We start from the raw sequence: 19,459 nt of genomic DNA, 5'->3' as shown, positions 1-19,459 counted from the left end.
GGAGTTCAGTCGCGGGTGCTCCACACTCTCGCCCCGGCGCGCTCGCCTTCGCCTGCATGCCTGATGTGTGCGCGGCGTTCGCGCATCAGGAGTCCGGGCGCGTGCGCCACGTACTTCCACATGAGCGTGCGGGCTGAACGCCTGCATGCCTGATGTGTGCGCGGCGTTCGCGCATCAGGAGTCTGGGCGCGTGCGCCTCGTACTTCCACATGAGCGTGCGTGCCGGCGCCTGCATGCCTGAGGTGTGCGCGGCGTCCGCGAGTCAGGAGTGTAGGCCCGTGCGCCTCGTACTTCCGCGTGAGCGTGCGGGCCCGCGCCTGCATGCCTGAGGTGTGCGCGGCGTTCGCGCGTCAGGAGTGCGGGCGCGTGCGCCACGTACTTCCGCGTGAGGGTGCGGGCGCTGCGCCTGCATGCCTGATGTGTGCGCGGCGTTCGCGCGTCAGGAGTGTGGGCGCGTGCGCCTCGTACTTCTGCGTGAGGGTGCGGGCGCTGCGCCTGCATGCCTGAAAACCGGGCAGGCCACGAGGATCCGCGCCCGGCGTTCGCGCATCAGTAGTGTGGGCGCGCGCCCCACGGAGTCCCGCACCGCCACGCACGCCCGCGTCTGCATGCCTGAAAACCGCGCATGCAACCGCACACGCACCTGCACCCGCACGTGCACCCGCACGCGCACCCGCACCCGCACGCACACACGCACCCGCACCCGCACACCCCTAGCCCAGCGCCGGCAACGCCTCCCGCGCCAACCACGCGTCGAACAGCCCCGCGAGCGGCTCGCCCGCCGTAGCCGACGCCAGCGCCACGAAGTCGCTCGTGGTCGCGGTGCCGTGGCGGTGGGTGTCCGTCCAGGCTCGCAGGATCGCGAAGAAACGAGAGTCGCCGACGACCCCGCGCAGAGCGGCGAGCGTCAGGGCACCACGCTTGTAGACACGGTCGTCGAACATGAGCGCGGGGCCGGGGTCGCCCACCACGATGTCCTGGGGCAGGCGCGACAGGCGCGCGTGAGTGGAGGCCGCGAGCGACGCCGCCGTCGCGCGCCCCGACTCCTCCGACCAGAGCCACTCGGCGTAGCAGGCGAAGCCCTCGTTGAGCCAGATCTCGCCCCAGGAGGCGACACCGACACTGTTGCCGAACCACTGGTGGGCGAGCTCGTGCGCGATGAGGCGGTCGGAGCCGGAGCGGCCGTCGGCGTGGTTCGCGCCGAAGATGGCGAGGCCCTGGGCTTCGAGCGGGATCTCGAGCTCGTCGTCGGTGACCACGACCGTGTAGGAGGGGAACGGGTAGGGCCCGAAGCGCGAGGCGAAGAGCGTCATCATGTCGCCGACGGGGCCGAAGTCGTGGCCGATCCTCGAGCGGAGGGCGGGCGGCCCGGCGAGTACACCCGGGACTCCGCCCCACGCCACCGGCACGAGCTCGTAGCGACCGATCTGCACGGTCGCGAGGTAGGTGGAGGTGGGCTCGTCTTGCCGGTACTCCCACGTGGTCTTGCCGGAGCGCGTCGTGCGCCCCTGCAGTTCGCCGTTGCAGACGGCGATGTACGACTGCTCGGTGGCGATCCGGATCCTGAAGCTGGCTTTGTCGGCGGGGTCGTCGTTGCAGGGGAACCAGGTGGGCGCGCCGCTCGGCTGCGACGCCACGATGACGCCGTCGGTGAGCTCCTCCCAGCCCACGGTGCCCCAGGTGCTCGAGCGGGGCGCGGGAGCTCCGGCGTAGTCGACGGCGACCACGAACTCTTCCCCCGCGGCAATCGGCGAGGCGGGCACGACGGCGAGCTTCGCGGTGGTCTGCGAGTGGCGAGCCCGAGAGCCGTCGATCTTGACCTTGGAGGCGCGCAGGCGCACGAAGTCGAAGGTGACGCGACGCAGGTCGGCCAGGGCCACGGCGCGAATGGTAGCTGTTGCCTCGAGCCGGTTCGTGGCGACCCTGTACGACAGGTCGAGGTCGTACGAGATCGTCCGATACCCCGGGTTTCCGCTGTCAGGAAGGTAGGTGTGCGAAAGGCTCACTGGGTGACGGCGTGGTAGTCGGCGAAGCGGACCTCGCGCCACGGGCCGATCGGGTTGCCCGACCAGCGGCTGCCCACGGGCACACCCTCGCCGCGCATCACGAGGGAGGCCGGGCCGACGGTGGCGTCGGCTCCGATGCGGGCGGCGGGGAGCACGACGCTGTGCGGCCCGAGGGTCGCTCCGGCGTCGAGGGTGACGGTGTCCATGCTCATGATTCGATCATGAAAGAGGTGCGTCTGCACAACGCAGCCGCGATTCACGGTGCTTCCGTCGCCGAGGCGCACGAGGTCGGCCTCGGGAAGCCAGTAGCTGTCGGTCCAGACGCCCTTGCCGATCGACGCTCCGAGCGACCGCAGCCACCAGACGAGAGCAGGTGTGCCTGCGGCGGGCTGGGCGAACCAGGGGGCAGCGCACAGCTCGACGAACACGTCGGCCACCTCGCTCCGCCACACGAAACTCGACCAGAGCGGCTTCTCCGAGACGCGGATGCGGCCGACAAGAGCCCATTTAGCCGCGGTCGCGATCAGAGCGGCGACGGCCCCGGTCGCGAGCATGACGGCACCCGAGAGCGCGACGGTCCAGCCGACCCCGAGGGCGTCGACCAGGCCGAGGAGCGCGAACAGGAGTGCCAGGCCGACGAGGCAGGTGACGATGACGGGAACCACGCGCCCGAGCTCCCACAGCACGCGCGCGGCCCGGATGCGAGCGGGCGGCCGGAACGTGCGCGCCTCGTCGACGACGGCGACGGTGCGGCGGAGGCGGACGGCGGGTGAGCCGAGCCACGACGATCCGGCCTTCGACTTGCGGGGCGCCGCCGAGAGCACGGCGACCAGGCCGTCTTTCGGTACCCGGTGCCCTGGGCCGGTCATGCCCGAGTTGCCGAGGAACGCCCGCTCGCCGATCTCGGCGCGGGCGACCCGCAGGTAGCCGCCGCCGAGTTCGTACGAGGCGACGAGGGTGTCGTCGGCCAAGAAGGCCCCGTCGCGGATCGTCGTCATCGCGGGCAGCAGCAGCACGGTCGAAGCTTCGACGTCGCGGCCGACCCGGGCACCGAGCAGGCGCAGCCAGACGGGCGTGAACAGGCTCGAATAGAGCGGGAAGAGGAACGTGCGGGCGAGGTCGAGCAGCCGCTCGGTGCTCCAGACCTGCCAGCCGACGCGCGAGCGCACTGGGAACGACCCCTCCGAGATGCCGAGACCGAGCAGCCGCACGAGCCCGACGACGAGCGCCGCGGCCGTGAAGCCGGCGAGCAGCGTGGCTGGCACGAGCCAGGCGAGAGCGCGCCAGAAGGCATCGGAGAGAGACGAGGATCCGGCGACACCGACTGCCAGCACAGCCCCGCCGGCCGCGAGCGACGCCACCGGCAACATCGACAGCACGAGTGATGACAGCCCGTACGCGGCGAACCAGCGCTTGGGCGCGGACGGCCGGTCGGCGGGCCACCAGGCACGGTTCTTGCCGACCCTGGCTGCGGGGGAGCCGGCCCATTCCTGGCCGGAGGGCACGCGGCCGAAGACGGCGGAACCGGGCGCCACCGAGGCGTTCTTGCCGATCCGAGTGCCGGGAAGCAGGGTGGAGCGCATTCCGACGGTCGACCCGGCGCCGATCCTGATGGCGCCGATCCGCACGACGTCGCCGTCGATCCAGTAGCCCGAGAGGTCGACCTCGGGTTCGATGGAGGCGCCCCGGCCGACCCGCAACAGGCCGGTGACGGGTGGCAGGGCGTGCAGGTCGACGTCGGGCGCGATCCTCGCGCCGAGGGCTCTCGCGTAGTAGCTGATCCACGGCGCTCCGGCGAGGCCGACGGCGCCGATCTGATGCGCGACCTGCTCGGCCAGCCACAGCCGCAGGTGCACGCCGCCGCCGCGCGGGTGATCGCCCGCCTGGACTCCGCGCAGCAGCAGACGCGCTGCGACGACTGAGATCGCCATTCGGCCGAGCGGGGTGACGAACACGAGCAGCAGCACCGCGACGACGATCCAGCTCACGCCTGGCAGCCAGGCGAATCCAGCGGGGTCGGCCGAGCGCAGCACGGTCGACGCAGTCAACGCATACGTGAGCCAGCGGATGCCGCTCAGAATGTGCAGCGGAAGACCGAGCACCGTCTGCACCCACTGCATGCGCAGGGGAGTCGGCGCGGGCCGGTGGTAGTCGTCGTTCACGGCCGCGCTTCCGCCGCGCTGAGCGAGTTCGTCGCTTCCGCCGCGCTGAGCGAGTTCGTCGGCCATCGCGCCGAACCGGGGCAGCGCGTAGATCTCGGCGACGGTGAACTCCGGGTCGCGCTCGCGAATTCGGGCGACGAGCTGCGCGGCAGCCAAGGATCCGCCCCCGAGGTCGAAGAAGTTGACGTCGCGGTCGGTCACGGCGAGCCCCAGCACCGCCTGCCAGTCGGCGGCCAGCAGCTGCTCGTCGGGCGTCATCCCGTCACTCGCCCCGTCGGCCGCTCCGGCCGTGCCCGTTGCCGTCGGGCCTGTCGCGGGGAGCGGCCACGGCAGTGCGTCGCGGTCGATCTTGCCGGACGTCTTGGTCGGGAGGTCGCCCTCGACCAGGGCGAGCAGCGGCACGAGGGCTGCGGGCAGCTCGTCGCGCAGGCGGTCGAGAGCTGCGCTGCGGTCGAACCCCGTGGGATCCTGAACTGCGAGATACCCGACCAGGATCCGGTTGCCGGCGTCGGTGGTGCGCACGGCCGCGGCCGCTCCGCCCACTCCCGCGAGGGCGAGCAGCGCGGCTTCGATCTCGCCGAGCTCGATGCGGCGACCGCCGACCTTGACCTGATCGTCGGCGCGGCCCTGGAACACCAGACCCGCTCGCTCGAAGCGGACGAGGTCGCCGGAGCGGTAGGCGCGCTCCCAGCCGAGCGCCTCGTGGCGGGCGTACTTCTCGGCGTCTTTTGCCGGGTCGAGGTAACGAGCGAGCCCGACCCCGCCGATGATCAGCTCGCCGACCTCGCCCTCCGCGACGGGCCTGCCGTCGCTGTCGACGACCGCGGCGTCCCAGCCGTCCAGGGGCAGGCCGATGCGCACGACCTCGCCCGGCAGCACGAGCGAGCCGGTCGTGACGACGGTGGCCTCGGTGGGACCGTAGGTGTTCCAGACCTCGCGACCGTCGCCGGCGACCCGGTCCACGATGTCGGGCGGCAACGCCTCGCCGCCGAAGATCAGCAGCCGCACGCTCTCGAGCGCCTCGGCGGGCCAGAGCCCGGCGAGCGTCGGCACGGTCGAGACGACGGTGATTCCGTGCAGCACGAGCCAGGGCCCGAGGTCGGCTCCGGTGCGGACGAGCGAGCGCGGTGCGGGCACGAGGCAGGCGCCGCTCCGCCAGGCCAGCCACATCTCTTCGCACGAGGCGTCGAAGGCGACGCTCAATCCGGCGAGCACACGGTCGCCCGGTCCGAGCGGGTCGACGCCGTCGCCCGCGAGGAACATGCGGGCCTCGGCGTCCGCGAACGCGGCGGCCGACCGGTGGCTCGCCGCGACACCCTTGGGGGTTCCGGTCGAGCCCGAGGTGAAGATGATCCAGGCGTCATCGTCGGGCGTCGGGGCCTGCGCGGCCAGCGCCGGATCGGTCACGTCGGCCGTGCTGCGGTGCGGGGCGTCCTGCGCGAAGATCGCCGCGGGGCGAGCTCGTCCCGGTGTCTCCGTGCCCTGACCGGTCGGTTCGAACCGGCCCCCGGCGCCGATCACTCCGACCACGCCGGCCTCGCCGAAGACGAGAGTCGCGCGTTCCTCCGGGTCGTCGGCGTCGACCGGCACGTAGGCGGCACCGGCCGTCAGCACCGCGAGGATCGCGATGTACAGGAAGCGGTCGCCCGACGGCATGCGTACGCCGACTCGGTCGCCTCGCACGACTCCGGCCGCCGTCAGAACGCCGGCCGCGGCCCGCACCTGGGCCGCGAGCTCGCGGTAGCTCAGAGCGCCGCGGTCGTCTTCGAGCGCCGACGCCTCGGGAAAAGCGGCGACGGTCTGCCGCAGCACGGCGATCAGGGTGCGGGTCGGTGGGGTGCGCGCGGTGCCCAGCAGAAGACCCGGGCCGCCTTCGAAGGTGTTCATCGGTGTCGCACCCTAGTGGTCGCGGGTGTCTCGCTCGTGAACCAGACCGCGCCCACCAGCCCGTGCGGCAACACGAGGTCGACCACACGGGGGTCGACCGAGAACGACGCCATCGACCGTGTGAGACCGTCTCCGGACGCCTTGAGCTGCGCTTCCTTCCGCACCCAGATGCGGAGCAGGTCGTCGGGGGTGCCGCTCGTCGTCTCACCCGGCGCAAGGACGTCGGCCCGGATTGCGTCGAGGCGCCCCGGATCCTGCGGTTCTTCGACATCGACGCCGACCGGCTCGTCGGCGATCGCGATCAGTGCCCACCGACCCGATCGCGACAGGTTGAAGTAGGGGCCGCCGTCGACGAACGGCTTGCCGTGGTCCTGTTCGAGGCAGACGACGCAGGGCGCGCGCAGGATCCGAACGCTCGCCGGGTCGCACCCTTGCGTCTCGCCGAGAACCTCCCGCAGAGCGATGTGCGCCGCGATGTACCGCCGCCGGTCGCGCTCGTCGCGGAATCGCCCCGCTCGTTCTCGTTCTGCCGCGTCGAGCGGGGTCGACGCACCCTCCGGTGGCGCGCTCGCGGCGTCGAGGTCGATCAGGTACACGTCCGCCATGGCTCGACGCTACCCAGTCGCCGCAGCCGCCCACCCGCGGCGCGCCACCCACGCGCCGTTCACCCGCAGGGGGCATCCTGGTCGGCATGCCACTGATCGACAACGGCGTGTACGTCGCCGGGAAACGTACCCAGACCCCCGCGAGCCTCGAAGAGACCTACCGGCTCATGCACGAGGGCGGCGGCATGGGCTGGATCGGCCTCTATCGGCCGAGTCCGCAGGAGATTCGCTCGGTTGCGGCCGAGTTCGACCTGCACCCGTTGGCCGTCGAGGACGCCCTGCTCGGCCATCAGCGCGCAAAGCTCGAGCGGTACGACGACATCCTCTTCGCCGTGCTCCGCCCCGCCCGCTACATCGACAGCGAAGAGACCGTCGAGTTCGGCGAGCTGCACATCTTCCTCGGCCCGGAGTTCGTGGTCACGATCCGTCACGCCGAGTCGCCCGACCTGATGAAGGTGCGCCACCGCATGGAGGCATCGCCCGATCTGCTGGCGCTCGGCCCCGAAGCGGTCCTCTACGCGATCCTCGACCAGGTGGTCGACGAGTACGAACCCGTCATCGCGGGCCTCGAGAACGACATCGACGAGATCGAGAACGACCTCTTCAACGAGGAGAGCACCGGCCTCTCGGAGCGCATCTACAACCTGTCGCGCGAGGTCATCAACTTTCAGCGCGCCGTCGTTCCGCTCGTGAAGATGCTCGACGGGCTGCAGCGCGGCAGCGAGAAGTACGGCGTCGACGTCGAGCTGCAGCGCTCGCTCCGCGACGTGCAAGACCACACGCTGCTCATCGTCGAGCGGGTCTCGTCGTTCCGGGCGATCCTCGACAACGCGCTGACCGTGCACGCGACCATCGTCACGCGTCGGCAGACCGATCAGAGCATCCAGCAGAACGAGGAGGTCAAGAAGATCTCGTCGTGGGCGGCCATCCTGTTCACGCCGACGCTGATCGCCTCGATCTACGGCATGAACTTCACGCACATGCCCGAGCTGAGCTGGCGCTTCGGCTATCCGTTCGCGCTCTTGCTGATGGTCGCCGCCGGGTTCGGCCTCTTCTGGGTGTTCCGGTCGCGGCGCTGGCTCTGAGGCTGGGCCCGGGCGACCTCGTCCGAATTTGAAGGAAAAACCGCGGCCTGCTGACGAGAACATGCGGATCGGCGGCCCTCGCCAGCAGGTTTCTCCTTCAAATTCGGCAGCAGCGTCGCGCCGTGCCACCTGCAGCATCAGCAGATCGTGGACGCCCACCCGCCTAGAGTGGTCGGATGCCCACACGCCGCGACGCCGCCCTCCGCCTCGACATCCCCCTCGAGATGGCGACGCGCCACGGCATCCCGGCTCGCCTCAGCGAGACCGAGCTGGCAGCTATCGAGCAGGATCCGCCGGCGTGGCTCGTGCAGTCCCGTGCCAACCGCACGGGCAAGAAGCCCGTCTGGGCCCACCTCGAGTGCGTCGTCTGCGGCTTCTCCGAAGACGTGCGCCCCAAGAAGTGGTGGCCGGAGTGGACGTACCTCTCGTGCGATTTCCATGGGGCGGACGAGGTCCCTGCGCCGGCCGAGGGGTACTCGCGCACCGAGGTCGACGACATCGGCAGCCGCTTCGTCGCAATGGTCGACTGGACGCTGTAGCGCAGCCGCCGCAGCCGCAGCCGCAGCCGACTAGGCGCTACTCGCGATCGGCGGCTTTCGACTCAACGGTGTCGGACTTCTTCTCCGATTTCTTCTGCGCGTCGTCTTCGGCCGCCTTGTGCGCGACGATGAGCTCGCGCTCTTTCGACAGCGAGTCGATCGTCGCCGGGTCGAGGAAGTCGATGAACGGGTTCGTCTGGCCGGTCTTGGCCTCGACGATGTTCGCGTAGGCGGCTGCCGCGCTGCGCAGTTCGGCGGCGGCTCGGCCGGCCTTCTTGCGCGGGACGGGCTTGAGGCCGACGATCTGCGCGTGCTTCTCGAGGGCCTTGGTCAGATCTTTCAGGGCTGTGTCGATCTTCTTGGTCACGAGCACATTGTGGCCTACGAAGGTGAACACGCAACTCCGGGCTGTCGGCGGCACCTGTTGTGCTTCCGACAGCCCGCAACCCTTAGAAGGCGGCCACTCCGTCGCGGTCGATGAAGGTGCCGCTCGGCGCGCCAGCACCCCGGGTGGCGAGCTCGACGATGGCGTCGGTGCCCTCGGTGACGGTCTGGTGCCCCGAGTTGCCGTTGAGGTCGGTCGCCGTATAGCCGGGGTCGGCTGCGTTCACCGCGATCCCGGGCAGCGCCTTCGCGTACTGCACCGTCAGCATCGTGACGGCCGACTTCGAGGCCGTGTAGAGCGGCGCGATGACCGTCGATTCGATGCGGTCGGGGTCGTGCACCGAAGCGAAGGATCCGAGACCGCTGGTCACGTTCACGATGGTCGGCGCCGCGGAGGCCGTCAGCAGCGGGAGGAAGGCGTGCGTCAGCCGCACGATCCCGACGACATTCGTTCCGAAGACGAGAGCGGCGTCATCGCCGGCGATGTCGGCAGCGTCTTTCTGCGGTCCGGTGATGCCGGCGTTGTTGATGAGTACGTCGAGGCCGCCGGCGGCCTTCACCGTCGCGACGGCCGCATCGACTGAGGCGTCGGAGGTGACGTCGAGCTGAACGAAGTGGGCGCCGAGAGCATCGGCGGCGGCCTGTCCTCGGGCGGTGTCGCGGGCGCCGATCCAGACGGTGTGGCCGGCCTCGATGAGGCGGCGGGCGGTCTCGTAGCCGAGACCCTTGTTGGCTCCTGAGATGAGTGTGGTTGTCATGGTTCGAGTCTGCGCCCCGCACCGAGCGTCGCCCAGGCTCCGGTCAGGGGACGGACCCGCGGTACCACCCTGTCGACGCCGGGCGGGGAGACAATGGTGACCATGTCGGATCCTCACGGCGATCTCGCCGGCCTGCTCAAGTCGTGGCGCGATCGACTCTCACCGGCCGACGTCGGGCTGCCAGCGGGCCCCAACCGCCGGGCCGCCGGTCTGCGCCGCGAGGAGCTCGCCGCCCTCGCCGGGCTGAGCGTCGACTACGTCGTGCGGCTGGAGCAGGGGCGGTCTCGCAACCCGTCCGATCAGGTCGTCGCATCGATCGCCCGTGTCCTGCAGCTGACCAGCGAGGAGCGCGACCACCTCTTCGTCGTCGCCGGCCTGCTGCCGCCGTCGCGGGGCGAGTTGCCGCGACACATCCCGCCCGGGGTGCAGCGCCTCGTCGCCCGCCTCGGAGCCACCCCCGTGGCAGTCTTCACCGCATCGTGGGAGCTACTCACCTGGAGTCCGCTCTGGGCGGCCCTGCTCGGTAACCCCTCCACCCTGGCGGCGGGCGAGCGCAACCTGCTGCGCGCGTCGTTCGGCGGCACTCTCCTGGCCGGGCCGGAGGGGCATCCCGTGCGGTCGGCGAGCGGCGACCCCGAGCATCTGCAACGCTCGCTGGTGGCCGACCTGCGCGGGGTGCACGGGCGGTACCCGAACGACCAGTCAGTGCGACGACTGGTCGACGACCTGCTCGTCTCGAGCCCCCGCTTCGCCGCTATGTGGGCGACCGCCGCCGTCTCCGAGCACCAGTCGGAGCGCAAGACGATCCTGCACCCGCTCGTCGGCGACATCGAGCTCGACTGCGACGTGTTCAGCGCCGCCGGGTCGGACCTCCGGATCGTGGCGTACACGGCCGCGGTGGGTTCGTCCGCGGCCGACAAGCTCGACTTCCTGCGCGTGTCGGCGGTGGCAGCGGTGTCGGCGCTCGAGGCGCAGCCCTCTGCATCGGCCGGGTCGGGGTCGGTGTAGCGGATCCTGCGCCCTCATCGCGGCTTCGCTTCGCTGGAGTCAGGCGGGGAGGTTCGCCTTGACCAGAGCAACGAACTCGTCGGCCGCGGGGCTCTCTTGCGGGCGAACACGGGCGACGACCCGGCCGCCGGGGGCGACGAGGTACTTCTCGAAGTTCCAGGCCACGTCGCCGGCCTCGCCCGTCGCGTCTGCGACCTGCGTCAGCTCGCCGTAGACCGGGTGCTGATCGGCGCCGTTGACGTCGACCTTCGCGAAGACCGGAAAATCGACGCCGTAGGTCGCGACACAGAACTCCTGGATCTCGGCGTTCGTGCCGGGCTCCTGGCCATTGAACTGGTTGCTCGGAAATCCGACCACCTGCAGGCCGCGCTCGCGATACTTCTCCTGGAGCTGCTGGAGGTCTCCGTATTGCGGGGTCAGCCCGCAGCGGCTGGCGACGTTGACGACCAGCAGCAGTTTGTCGTCGTAGGCGCCGAGCGTCGTGGTGTCGCCGGTCGCGGTGTCGACGGGGATGTCGTAGAGACTCATGCGTCCAGCCTACGACCGACACCTGTCGCGCCCACCGCGTGCCTCAACGCCGAGATCGCACTTGTCGTCGGGTGTCCCCGACCACAAGTGCGATCTCGATACTCAGCCGTGAGGCGTAGGCGCTAGGCGTCGCGGCGCTTCACCAGGATCACGGCGAGGATGCCCGTGAGAATCACCCAGCCGACCATCACCAGGAACCCGAAGAACTGATCGAGTGTGACGATCCCGTCGACGACCTTCGCCTCGCCGGCGCTGTAGCCGAACATGAGTCCGCCCGCATTCGACGGCAGGAACGATGCGATGTTCGCCGCCCACTTCGCGCTCGTCAGACCGGTGAAGATCTGGAGCACGATCGGCATGACAAACAGAAGGCCGATGCCCGCCGCGATACCACCGGCGCTCGCCCGGATGATCGCGCCGAGGAACAGCGAGATCAGCCCTGCGAGAGCCAAGAACCCGGCCCCGCCGACGAGGGCGAGCCAGAAGCTGCCGTCAGACCAATCGATCGAGATGTTGCTCTCCGAGTCGAGCAGGGGAGTGGCGACGAGTGTCGCGATGACGAGCGACACGAGGCCGACGACGAAGGTCACGACGCCGAACACGATCGCCTTGCCGAACAGCGCGCCGGTGCGGCGGGGGTCGGCGGCGAACGTCGACTTGATCATGCCGGTGCCGTATTCGCCGGTGATCATCAGCGCGCCGAGCACGGCGGCGATGAGCACAGTGAAGTTGATTCCGAGAGTGACCGCGACCGTAGCGTTGGCCATGCCGGATCCTGCCGCCGCGGATGTCGTCGAGCCGTCACCCGGCCCGCCGCCGCTTCCGACACCGACCGACGCCACCAGCGCGGCGAAGCCGATGTTCAGCACCAGGATCAGCAGGTAGCACCAGAAGGTGGAGCGCAGCGAGCGGAGCTTGATCCATTCGCAGCGGAGGATCCCGCCGAACGTCAATCGAGACAGCGTCAAGTGCGTCGACGAGCGGCTGGGTGCAGGAGCGGTAGCGGTGCTCATCGCACGACCTCCGGGTTCTTGGTGGCGGTCGAGGGGGCGGCCGCGGTGTCGCGGTACTCCACCTCGTCGGCGGTGAGCGCCATGTAGGCGTCTTCGAGGGAGCCGGCGAGCGGCGTGAGTTCGTGCAGCACGAGGCCCTGCGAGGCGGCGATCTCGCCGATGCGCGACGACGGGAGGCCGTGCACCTCGAGGAGGTCTGCGGCGGTTCCCGTCACGGTGACCCCTGCCGTGTTGAGGAGGGGAGTGAGTTCCGCGACCTGGGGCGTGCGGACGCGGACGCCGTCGCCCTTGGCACGGGCGAGCACCTTGTCGACCGACTCGTCGGCGATGACGCGGCCGCGACCGAGCACGATGATGTGGTCGGCGGTCTGAGCCATCTCGCTCATGAGGTGCGACGACAGGAACACCGTGCGACCCTCGCGAGCGAGGTGCTTGGCGAGGTTACGCACCCAGACGACGCCCTCGGGGTCGAGACCGTTGACCGGTTCGTCGAGGATCAGCGTCGCCGGATCGCCGAGCAGTGCTGCCGCGATGCCGAGGCGCTGCCCCATGCCGAGCGAGAACCCGCCGACACGCTTCTTGGCGACCGACTCGAGGCCGGTCAGCGCGATGACCTCGTCGACGCGCTTCTTGCCGATGCCGTGGGTGGCACCCATTGCGAGAAGGTGGTCGAAGGCGCTGCGTCCGCGGTGGACGGCCTTCGCGTCGAGCAGGACGCCGACCTCGCGAAGAGGGGCGCGGTGCTCGGAGTAGTGCTTGCCGTTGACGGTCACGTCTCCTTCGGAGGCGCGGTCGAGGCCGACGATGAGGCGCATCGTGGTCGACTTGCCGGCGCCGTTCGGCCCGAGGAACCCGGTGACCATACCGGGCTTCACGTCGAACGACACGTGGTCGAGTGCGACCCGGTCGCCGTAGCGCTTGGTGAGATTCTGTGCGTGGATCATGCTGTTTGCTCCATGGCTCTGACGCTATTGGCGATCGGTCGCGGCCACATCGTCCTGCGGTACCACGCCCTGTGGCACCTTGCGTGAGACCTCAAAAATGACCACGAGGATCCACGGATCCTGGTCGATTTTGAGGTGTGAGGCGGCTTAGCGCTTGATACATTAAAGATCAATTTCAGCGTCACGTCGAATTAAAGGAGATTAATCTTGGACTTTTCGTCACCGACAGCGACCGGAATAGGCGTGGTCGCGGGTCTCGTCTTGCTCGGCTACGCGGCCTTTACAGTCGTGGCCTTCGCAGAGGTATGGAGATCGCGCACAGTCGGTGAGTGGGCTCGTATCGCTTGGTTTGGGGCGATCATCTGCGTGCCGCTGATCGGATCACTCGCCTGGTACCTCGTTGGGTCGCAGACGTCGCGAGCGGAACGCGCGATCGCCGCCGTACGCCGGTAGTCCGGCCTTGGTGAGCGGCGGGTGCGCCGCCGAAGCGTGACGCACCCCCGGATGGCCAAAGGACCCCCGGTTGCCAGCCCGGAATTGGCCAGACGGGGTGCGTCAGCGGCTTTGCGGCGCGGCGCGGGGGCTCGCGGGCGCGGCGCCAGGGGGAGGAAGCGCGAGCTAGCCGGCCTGGGTGGGGAGCTCGTCGGTGCCGGGCTCGGACTCGAGCTCGAGGAAGTCCTCATACGAGGGGCCCTGATCGGCCGACGGCCTCACGGGCGGGAGCTCTTCTGCAGCCTGCGGAGAAGGCCTGCGGCGCTTGCCGAGATGCTCGACGTGCACCGGCGGCACACGCGGATCACTCGAGTAGCTACTCGTCATGGCCGCGACCGCTCCAGCTCACCGTGAACCGCCCCACAGGCTCCCGTATAGCATCATGCAAACGAATATGACAGATGGTCGAGTCGGCATCAAGTGGAGCGCGGAGGCTTGACGCGTGTGCGTTCGTGCGAGTAGTAAAGACGACGCCTATGCAAACCTCCGCACGTGCGGGAGGCCTACTCAGTCGCGGCCGCGGAAGAACGCGCCGGCCGCAGCAGCCAGCGACACGAGATCCTCGACCCCCGCGAGTTCGCGGGCGGAGTGCATCGACAGCAGGGGCACGCCGACGTCGATGGTGCGGATGCCGAGGCGCGTCGCGGTCAGCGGTCCGATCGTCGACCCGCAGGGAACGGCGTTGTTCGACACGAACGGCTGGAACGGCACCCCGGCGCGCTCGCACGCGGCGGCGAACTCCGCGCTGCCCGGGCCGTCGGTGGCGTACCGCTGCTTCGCGTTGATCTTGAGCAACGGGCCGCCGTTCGCAACGGGTCGGTTGCCGGCGTCGTGGCGTTCCGGGTAGTTCGGGTGCACGGCATGGCCGGCGTCCGACGAAAGACACCAGGATCCGGCGAGAGCGCGAATCCGGTCGGCCTCGTCGGCGCCGAGCCTCGCCGATACCCGAGCCACCACGTTCGCGAGGAACGGCCCGCTGGCACCCGAGGTGCTCTCCGAGCCGACCTCCTCGTGGTCGAACGCCGCGAAGACGGCGATCGAATCGGAGTCGGCGAGGGCGTCGGCGTCGCGCAGCAGCGCGGTGAGCCCGGCGTGGACGCTGGTCAGATTGTCCATGCGGCCCGCAGCCAGGAGCTCGCCGCCGAATCCGAGGCGGGCGGGAGCCGCGGTGTCCGCGACGAGCACGTCGTGCCCGCGAACGTCGGAGGCCGAGATACCGGCGAGAGCTGCGAGTTCGGCGAGGATGTCGGATCCTCGTCCCGTGCCACCGGCCACGCCGACGATCGGGTGCAGGTGCCGCTGGGGGTCAAGGGTCAGTACGTCGTTCACCCCGCGGTCGAGGTGGATCGCGAGTTGGGGGATCCTGAGCACCGGACCGGAACGCACGAGGTGCACCGAACCGTCACGGGTGACGAGACGACCGGCGAACTCGAGATCGCGGTCGAGCCACGAGTTGTACAGAGGACCGCCGTAGACCTCGACGCCCGCCTGCAACCAGCCGTGGCTGCCCGTGTCGGGGTTCGGCTTGAGCTTGAACGAGGGGGAGTCAGTGTGCGCGCCGACGATGCGGAACGGGGTGGTCGGCGTCGCGTTGGTCGGCTGGATCCACGCGATGACGGCGCCGTCGCGCACGACGAAGCGGCGGCCGGGGCTTGCCGGCCAGGCGTCGCGCTCTTCGAGCCTGTCGAAGCCGGCCTCGGTCAGACGCCGGGCGGCCTCGGCTGCAGCGTGGTACGACGACGGCGAGGCCTGGATGAACGAGGCGAAGTCGGCGACGTGGGTATCGAGGGCGTGGGTGTCGTGCGAGGTGTTGCCGTGATTGGAGGTGTCGGGCGCGGTAGTCACGCCGTCAAGACTGCCTCAGATGCGCCCCGCCGCCGAATTTGAAGGAGAAACACCTTCGGCTGAACGCAGTCATGCCGATCGGCGGGGGTCGCCCGGCGGTTTCTCCTTCAAATTTGCACGCACGCACGCACGCACGCACGCACGGGCTACGCGGCGCCCTGCAGCTCGACGTAGGTGCGGATCAGGTCGCACACTTCGTCGACGGGCAGCAGCGACGAACTGTGATCCTGGCCGATCAGCTCGAAGAAGCTGGCGGTCGCCATGCGCTTGGCGGCCTCGCGCGACTGCCGGAAGCGGTCGGGGTCGTCGGTGCCGGCCAGCAGCAGGGTCGGCACGGTGATCGCCGCAGCCCCGTCGAGGCCGAGCGGCTCGGCGGCCTCGATGCCGTCGAAGTACGCGCGCAACGCCACAGGGTCGTTCTGCCGAAAGGCGAGAGCTGTCGAAGCGTCGATCGCCTGGCCCCGGTGGGCGCCCCACGCCTCGACGAAGGCGTCCATGCCCCCGGTGTCGAGCGCCTCACGCCAGGTCGGAAAGAAGGTCAGCGCGATTTTGTCGGTCATCGCCTCGAACGATCCGCCGATCGTCGTGAGGGTACGGAGGCGCTCAGGGTTCGCGGCGGCGATCCGGAGGCCGATGCGGGCACCGATCGAATAGCCGACGAAGTGCACCGGGCCGAGGCCGGTGGCGTCGAGTACCGCGAACACGTCGGCGATAAATGCCTCCGGCTGGTACGACGCCGCGTCGTGCGGCTTGCCACTGCGCCCGTGGCCGCGGAGGTCGACGGCGATGACCGTGAAATCACGTTCGAGGTCGCGGAGGTAGCCGAGGCCGCGCCAGGTTCCCTTCGACAGGCCCGAGCCGTGCACGAGGAGCAGAGGGTCGCCGGATCCTGAGACTTCGTAGGCGATTTCGGTGCCGTCGGTCGGGTTTCGGGTGGTCGCACGCATCAGACCATTCTGGCGTGCGGCGGAGCGCTGTAGCGACCGCGGTGCCAGCATGGCGGGATGACTTTTGGATACTCGTCCGACCAGATCCGCGCCGCCGAGAAACCTCTGCTCGACCGCGGTGAGCCGCTGATGGGGCGCGCCGCAGCTGGACTTGCGGCCGAGATCGAACGGGTGCTCGCCACGCGAGGAACGACACCGGGCGTGGTGCTGGTGATCGCAGGATCCGGCGACAACGGCGGAGACGCGCTCTACGCCGGGGCCGCGCTCGCCGAAGCGGGGCACGACGTGCGGATTCTCACCACCGGCTCGCGCGTCCACGACGCTGGGCTCGCCGCCGCGGTTGCTGCGGGCGCGTCGGCTTCCGCGCGCGACGCCTCGGTCGGTTCGGACGCCTTCGCGGCCGTGCTGAGCGGCGTGGATGTGGTGGTGGACGGGATCCTCGGGATCGGCGCCGCCCCGGATCCTTCGCTTCGTGGTCGCGCCCGCGACGTCGTCGAGGCCGTTCGCCCGCGGGTGCTGATGCGAATGGCCGGTGCGCCCGTTGTGGTGGCGGTCGACGTGCCCTCGGGTGTGGGGCCGGACGACGGCAGCGTGCCCGATCGGCTGGTGCTGCCGGCGCTCGTGACCGTGACGTTCGGCGCCGTCAAGGCCGGGCTGCTGCTGCCGCCGGCCTCCGGCCTCGCTGGTCGGGTGCATCTCGTCGAGATCGGGCTCGACCTGTCTGGCGTGGAGCCCGTCGTCGTGGCGTAGCCGCCCGACACCCGCAGCCGCCCAACACCACAAGGCGGCCCGACACCACAAATCGGGCATGACTCCGCCCATCGACGGTGTCATGCCCGAAATGTGGTGCCAGGCGCCCCGGCCCTAGGGCTTCACGACGCTCAGCGGCTGCGTGATCGACTCGAGGCCCTTGCGCTCGGCGTCGACGCCGAAGATCGCGGCGACCACGGCTCCGACGATCATGATGCCCGCGCCGAGGAAGTAGCCGATGGTCAGCGGGCCGCGGTCGGTACCCTCGCCCACGAGCGCGCCGTAGACGACGGGTGCGATAGCCCCGAAGATCTGCGCGATCGCGAAGAAGTACGAGATGGCCTGGCTGCGGATCTCGAGCGGGAAGATCTCCGACACGGTGAGATAGGCGCTCGACGCACCGGCCGAGGCGAAGAAGAACGCGACGCACCAGAAGATCGTCTGCGTGGTGGCGGTCAGCAGGTCGGCACTGAACAGCGCGGCCGAGACCGCGAGCACGGCACCCGAGATGAAGTAGGTGCTGAAGATCATCTTGCGACGGCCGATCGTGTCGAACAGCGGTCCGAGCACAAGCGGCCCAACCAGGTTGCCGATGGCAAAGGGGAAGAAGTACAGCTGCGCGTTGCTGTCGCTCAGACCGTAGAAGTTCGTGAGCACGAGCGCGTACGTGAAGAAGATCGCATTATAGAGGAACGACTGCGTGATCATCATCGTGGCACCCACGAGGGTCCGCTTCGGGTACACCTTGAACAGCACGTGCATGATCGTTTTGAACGGGATGCTGTCGGTCGATTTGACTTCCATGGCGAGCTTGTCGTCGACCGGCTCGAGGTGGCCGCCCTCGCGCGTCACCCGTGCCTCGATGTCGTCGACGGTGGCCTCGGCCTCCTTCTCGTAGCCGTGCGTCATGAGCCACCGCGGGCTTTCCGGGATGTTGCGGCGCAGGAAGATGATCAGGATCCCGAGCACCGGCCCGATGAAGAACGCCAGCCGCCAACCGACATTGACGTCGAAGATCGCGCGGTTCAGGAAGAAGTAGTTGGTGGCCGCACCGAGGGCAGCGCCGCCCCAGTAGGTGCCGTTGATGGCGATGTCGACCCGGCCGCGGTATTTCGCGGGGATCAGTTCGTCGATGGCCGAGTTGATCGCGGCGTACTCGCCGCCGATGCCGAGACCCGCGACGAACCGCATCGCGAACAGGAACCAGACTGCGGGGGAGAGGCCGGCGAGACCGGAGCCGACGAGGTAGATCACGAGCGTGAGGATGAAGAGCTTCTTGCGGCCGAGCTTGTCGGAGAGGCGGCCGAAGACGATTGCGCCGACCACCTGGCCGAGGAGGTAGGTCGTGCCAAGGGCACCGATCTGCCCGGACGTCATGTTGAACTCGTCGGAGAACCCGTTCGAGGCGACGATCTGGATCTCGAGCCCGTCGAGCACCCATGAGATACCGAGGCCCACGATGATCGACCAGTGGAATCGCGTCCAGGGCAGGCGGTCCATCCGGGCCGGAACGAGGCTCCTCACCGGCCCTCCGGTGTTCGTCGCAGTCGACATCCGTCTCTCCCTCTCGCGGTGGGCGCACCGCCGATGGGTGGTGCAACTCGAGGTGACGATAGTCGCGGGGCAAGCCGCTGTCCGGAAAATCCTGCGGGGTGTGCAAAAGCCTGTGGAGCGACGAAAACCCTCGCGGGCAGCCGTCGAGGTGGTCGTGGGACCACCTCGCAGGCCTTCCCGCGAGGGTTTAGGCGCGGTTGACGAGCTCAGCCCGCCAGGGCTCAGTCGGCGAGGATCGTGTAGAGCGCGCGACGCAGCTCGTCGATCTTCTCCTTGCCGGCGGTGCGCTGCTCCGGCGTGGCATCGAAGGCGAACTGCTTGATGACTCCGGCGAGCTTGACGGCAGAACCGATGAACTCGTCGTGGTGGGCGTCGGTCTCGGTCGCGTCGCCCCAGGCCTTGGCGATCTCGTCGCCGTGCTGGCCGACATAGACATGGCCCTCGTCGGTGAGCTCGTAGACCGACTGGCGGCCCTCGCCCGAGACCGTGATGAGGCCCTCGTCGACGAGCTGCTGCAGGGTCGGGTAGACCGAGCCGGGGCTCGGGCGCCACGCGCCGTCGGTGCGCTCGCCGATGGCCTTCATGAGGCCGTAGCCGTTGGCCGGAGCGTCGGCGAGCAGCGACAGGATCGCGAGACGCACGTCACCCTTGCGGGCACGACCGCGGCCACCGCGACCGGGGCCGCCGAAGCCGAAGCCGGGGCCGCCGGGGCCGAAGCCGAAGCCGGGGCCCATGCCCATGCCCATCGCGCCGCCGCCGAAGCCGCGGCCACGGCCGCGGAAGGGCCCGAAATCGCTGCGCCCGGTGGGGCGGTCGTCGTGGTGGCGGCGCTGGGGACCGTCGTGGCTGTCGTTGTGATTGCTGTGGTTTTCGTAGTGGGTACCCATGGGGTACTCCTTTCGTGAAGAGTAAAAAAGTGGGGGGCGGGGCGAATGATCGGGCCGCTCGCGCC

General features: G+C 69.5%; 18 protein-coding genes. 5 read left to right on the top strand and 13 right to left on the bottom strand.

Annotated features, from left to right (window positions below):
- Positions 1-713: 713 nt before the first annotated feature.
- From VH571_RS00960 to VH571_RS00950, 3 genes are read right to left on the bottom strand one after another with little or no spacing between them, the layout of a single operon-like run.
- Positions 714-2,006, bottom strand: a complete 1,293-nt coding sequence (locus VH571_RS00960; protein ID WP_423262884.1) for a M1 family metallopeptidase — start codon at positions 2,004-2,006, stop codon at positions 714-716.
- On the bottom strand, positions 2,003-6,055 hold the full coding sequence (locus VH571_RS00955; protein WP_423262883.1) for a Pls/PosA family non-ribosomal peptide synthetase: 4,053 nt from the start codon (positions 6,053-6,055) through the stop codon (positions 2,003-2,005). The genes VH571_RS00960 and VH571_RS00955 overlap by 4 nt, the downstream gene beginning before the upstream one ends.
- Positions 6,052-6,660, bottom strand: a complete 609-nt coding sequence (locus VH571_RS00950; RefSeq protein ID WP_423262882.1) for a 4'-phosphopantetheinyl transferase family protein — start codon at positions 6,658-6,660, stop codon at positions 6,052-6,054. The genes VH571_RS00955 and VH571_RS00950 overlap by 4 nt, the downstream gene beginning before the upstream one ends.
- Before the next feature lie 86 nt (positions 6,661-6,746).
- Between VH571_RS00950 and corA the strand changes: the two genes are divergently transcribed.
- Both corA and VH571_RS00940 read left to right on the top strand, forming a co-directional pair.
- Positions 6,747-7,745, top strand: a complete 999-nt coding sequence (corA, locus tag VH571_RS00945) for a magnesium/cobalt transporter CorA (protein WP_423262881.1) — start codon at positions 6,747-6,749, stop codon at positions 7,743-7,745.
- 176 nt (positions 7,746-7,921) lie between these two features.
- Positions 7,922-8,284 (top strand): hypothetical protein, encoded by a 363-nt coding sequence (locus VH571_RS00940; protein ID WP_194603758.1) that lies wholly within the window; start codon positions 7,922-7,924, stop codon positions 8,282-8,284.
- Between the two features lie 37 nt (positions 8,285-8,321).
- On the opposite strand, the gene VH571_RS00935 is transcribed toward VH571_RS00940, so the two are convergent.
- Both VH571_RS00935 and VH571_RS00930 read right to left on the bottom strand, forming a co-directional pair.
- A complete protein-coding gene (locus VH571_RS00935) occupies positions 8,322-8,651 on the bottom strand; it encodes a hypothetical protein (RefSeq protein WP_423262880.1) in 330 nt (109 codons plus the stop codon).
- A gap of 82 nt (positions 8,652-8,733) precedes the next feature.
- The gene (locus VH571_RS00930) at positions 8,734-9,426 is read right to left on the bottom strand and encodes an SDR family NAD(P)-dependent oxidoreductase (RefSeq protein WP_423262879.1); all 693 of its coding nucleotides are present in this window, start codon (positions 9,424-9,426) and stop codon (positions 8,734-8,736) included.
- Positions 9,427-9,528: 102 nt separating this feature from the next.
- Between VH571_RS00930 and VH571_RS00925 the strand changes: the two genes are divergently transcribed.
- Complete coding sequence (locus VH571_RS00925; protein WP_423262878.1) at positions 9,529-10,434, top strand: helix-turn-helix transcriptional regulator; 906 nt, start codon at positions 9,529-9,531, stop codon at positions 10,432-10,434.
- Positions 10,435-10,473: 39 nt separating this feature from the next.
- Here VH571_RS00925 and VH571_RS00920 read toward each other — a convergent pair whose 3' ends face one another.
- From VH571_RS00920 to VH571_RS00910, 3 genes are all read right to left on the bottom strand, one after another.
- Positions 10,474-10,962: a glutathione peroxidase gene (locus VH571_RS00920; RefSeq protein WP_423262877.1), complete on the bottom strand. Its 489-nt coding sequence runs from the start codon at positions 10,960-10,962 to the stop codon at positions 10,474-10,476.
- A 122-nt stretch (positions 10,963-11,084) separates the two neighbouring features.
- A complete protein-coding gene (locus tag VH571_RS00915; RefSeq protein ID WP_423262876.1) occupies positions 11,085-11,975 on the bottom strand; it encodes an ABC transporter permease in 891 nt (296 codons plus the stop codon).
- The gene (locus VH571_RS00910) at positions 11,972-12,919 is read right to left on the bottom strand and encodes an ABC transporter ATP-binding protein (protein ID WP_123941729.1); all 948 of its coding nucleotides are present in this window, start codon (positions 12,917-12,919) and stop codon (positions 11,972-11,974) included. Before VH571_RS00910 ends, VH571_RS00915 begins: the two co-directional genes overlap by 4 nt.
- Positions 12,920-13,162: 243 nt before the next feature.
- On the opposite strand from VH571_RS00910, the gene VH571_RS00905 reads away from it, so the two are divergent.
- The gene (locus VH571_RS00905; RefSeq protein ID WP_370544429.1) at positions 13,163-13,372 is read left to right on the top strand and encodes a PLDc N-terminal domain-containing protein; all 210 of its coding nucleotides are present in this window, start codon (positions 13,163-13,165) and stop codon (positions 13,370-13,372) included.
- A 165-nt stretch (positions 13,373-13,537) separates the two neighbouring features.
- Here the strand turns inward: VH571_RS00905 and VH571_RS00900 are convergent, their stop codons facing one another.
- From VH571_RS00900 to VH571_RS00890, 3 genes are all read right to left on the bottom strand, one after another.
- The gene (locus tag VH571_RS00900) at positions 13,538-13,738 is read right to left on the bottom strand and encodes a hypothetical protein (RefSeq protein ID WP_423262875.1); all 201 of its coding nucleotides are present in this window, start codon (positions 13,736-13,738) and stop codon (positions 13,538-13,540) included.
- Between the two features lie 180 nt (positions 13,739-13,918).
- A complete protein-coding gene (locus tag VH571_RS00895; protein ID WP_423262874.1) occupies positions 13,919-15,256 on the bottom strand; it encodes a M18 family aminopeptidase in 1,338 nt (445 codons plus the stop codon).
- 146 nt (positions 15,257-15,402) lie between these two features.
- The gene (locus VH571_RS00890) at positions 15,403-16,203 is read right to left on the bottom strand and encodes an alpha/beta fold hydrolase (protein WP_423262873.1); all 801 of its coding nucleotides are present in this window, start codon (positions 16,201-16,203) and stop codon (positions 15,403-15,405) included.
- A 57-nt stretch (positions 16,204-16,260) separates the two neighbouring features.
- Here VH571_RS00890 and VH571_RS00885 point away from each other — a divergent pair, with 57 nt between their 5' ends.
- On the top strand, positions 16,261-16,953 hold the full coding sequence (locus VH571_RS00885; RefSeq protein WP_423262872.1) for an NAD(P)H-hydrate epimerase: 693 nt from the start codon (positions 16,261-16,263) through the stop codon (positions 16,951-16,953).
- A 114-nt stretch (positions 16,954-17,067) separates the two neighbouring features.
- On the opposite strand, the gene VH571_RS00880 is transcribed toward VH571_RS00885, so the two are convergent.
- Positions 17,068-18,507, bottom strand: a complete 1,440-nt coding sequence (locus VH571_RS00880) for an MFS transporter (protein ID WP_423262871.1) — start codon at positions 18,505-18,507, stop codon at positions 17,068-17,070.
- Between the two features lie 221 nt (positions 18,508-18,728).
- The gene (locus tag VH571_RS00875) at positions 18,729-19,394 is read right to left on the bottom strand and encodes a PadR family transcriptional regulator (protein ID WP_423262870.1); all 666 of its coding nucleotides are present in this window, start codon (positions 19,392-19,394) and stop codon (positions 18,729-18,731) included.
- Between the last annotated feature and the right edge of the window lie 65 nt (positions 19,395-19,459).

The sequence above is a fragment of the Frondihabitans sp. 4ASC-45 genome, from assembly GCF_049472575.1.
In the GTDB taxonomy this organism is placed as follows: Bacteria; Actinomycetota; Actinomycetes; order Actinomycetales; family Microbacteriaceae; genus Frondihabitans.
The sequence above is the reverse complement of the archived record's forward strand: the minus strand, read 5'-3'. Positions and strand labels throughout refer to the sequence as shown.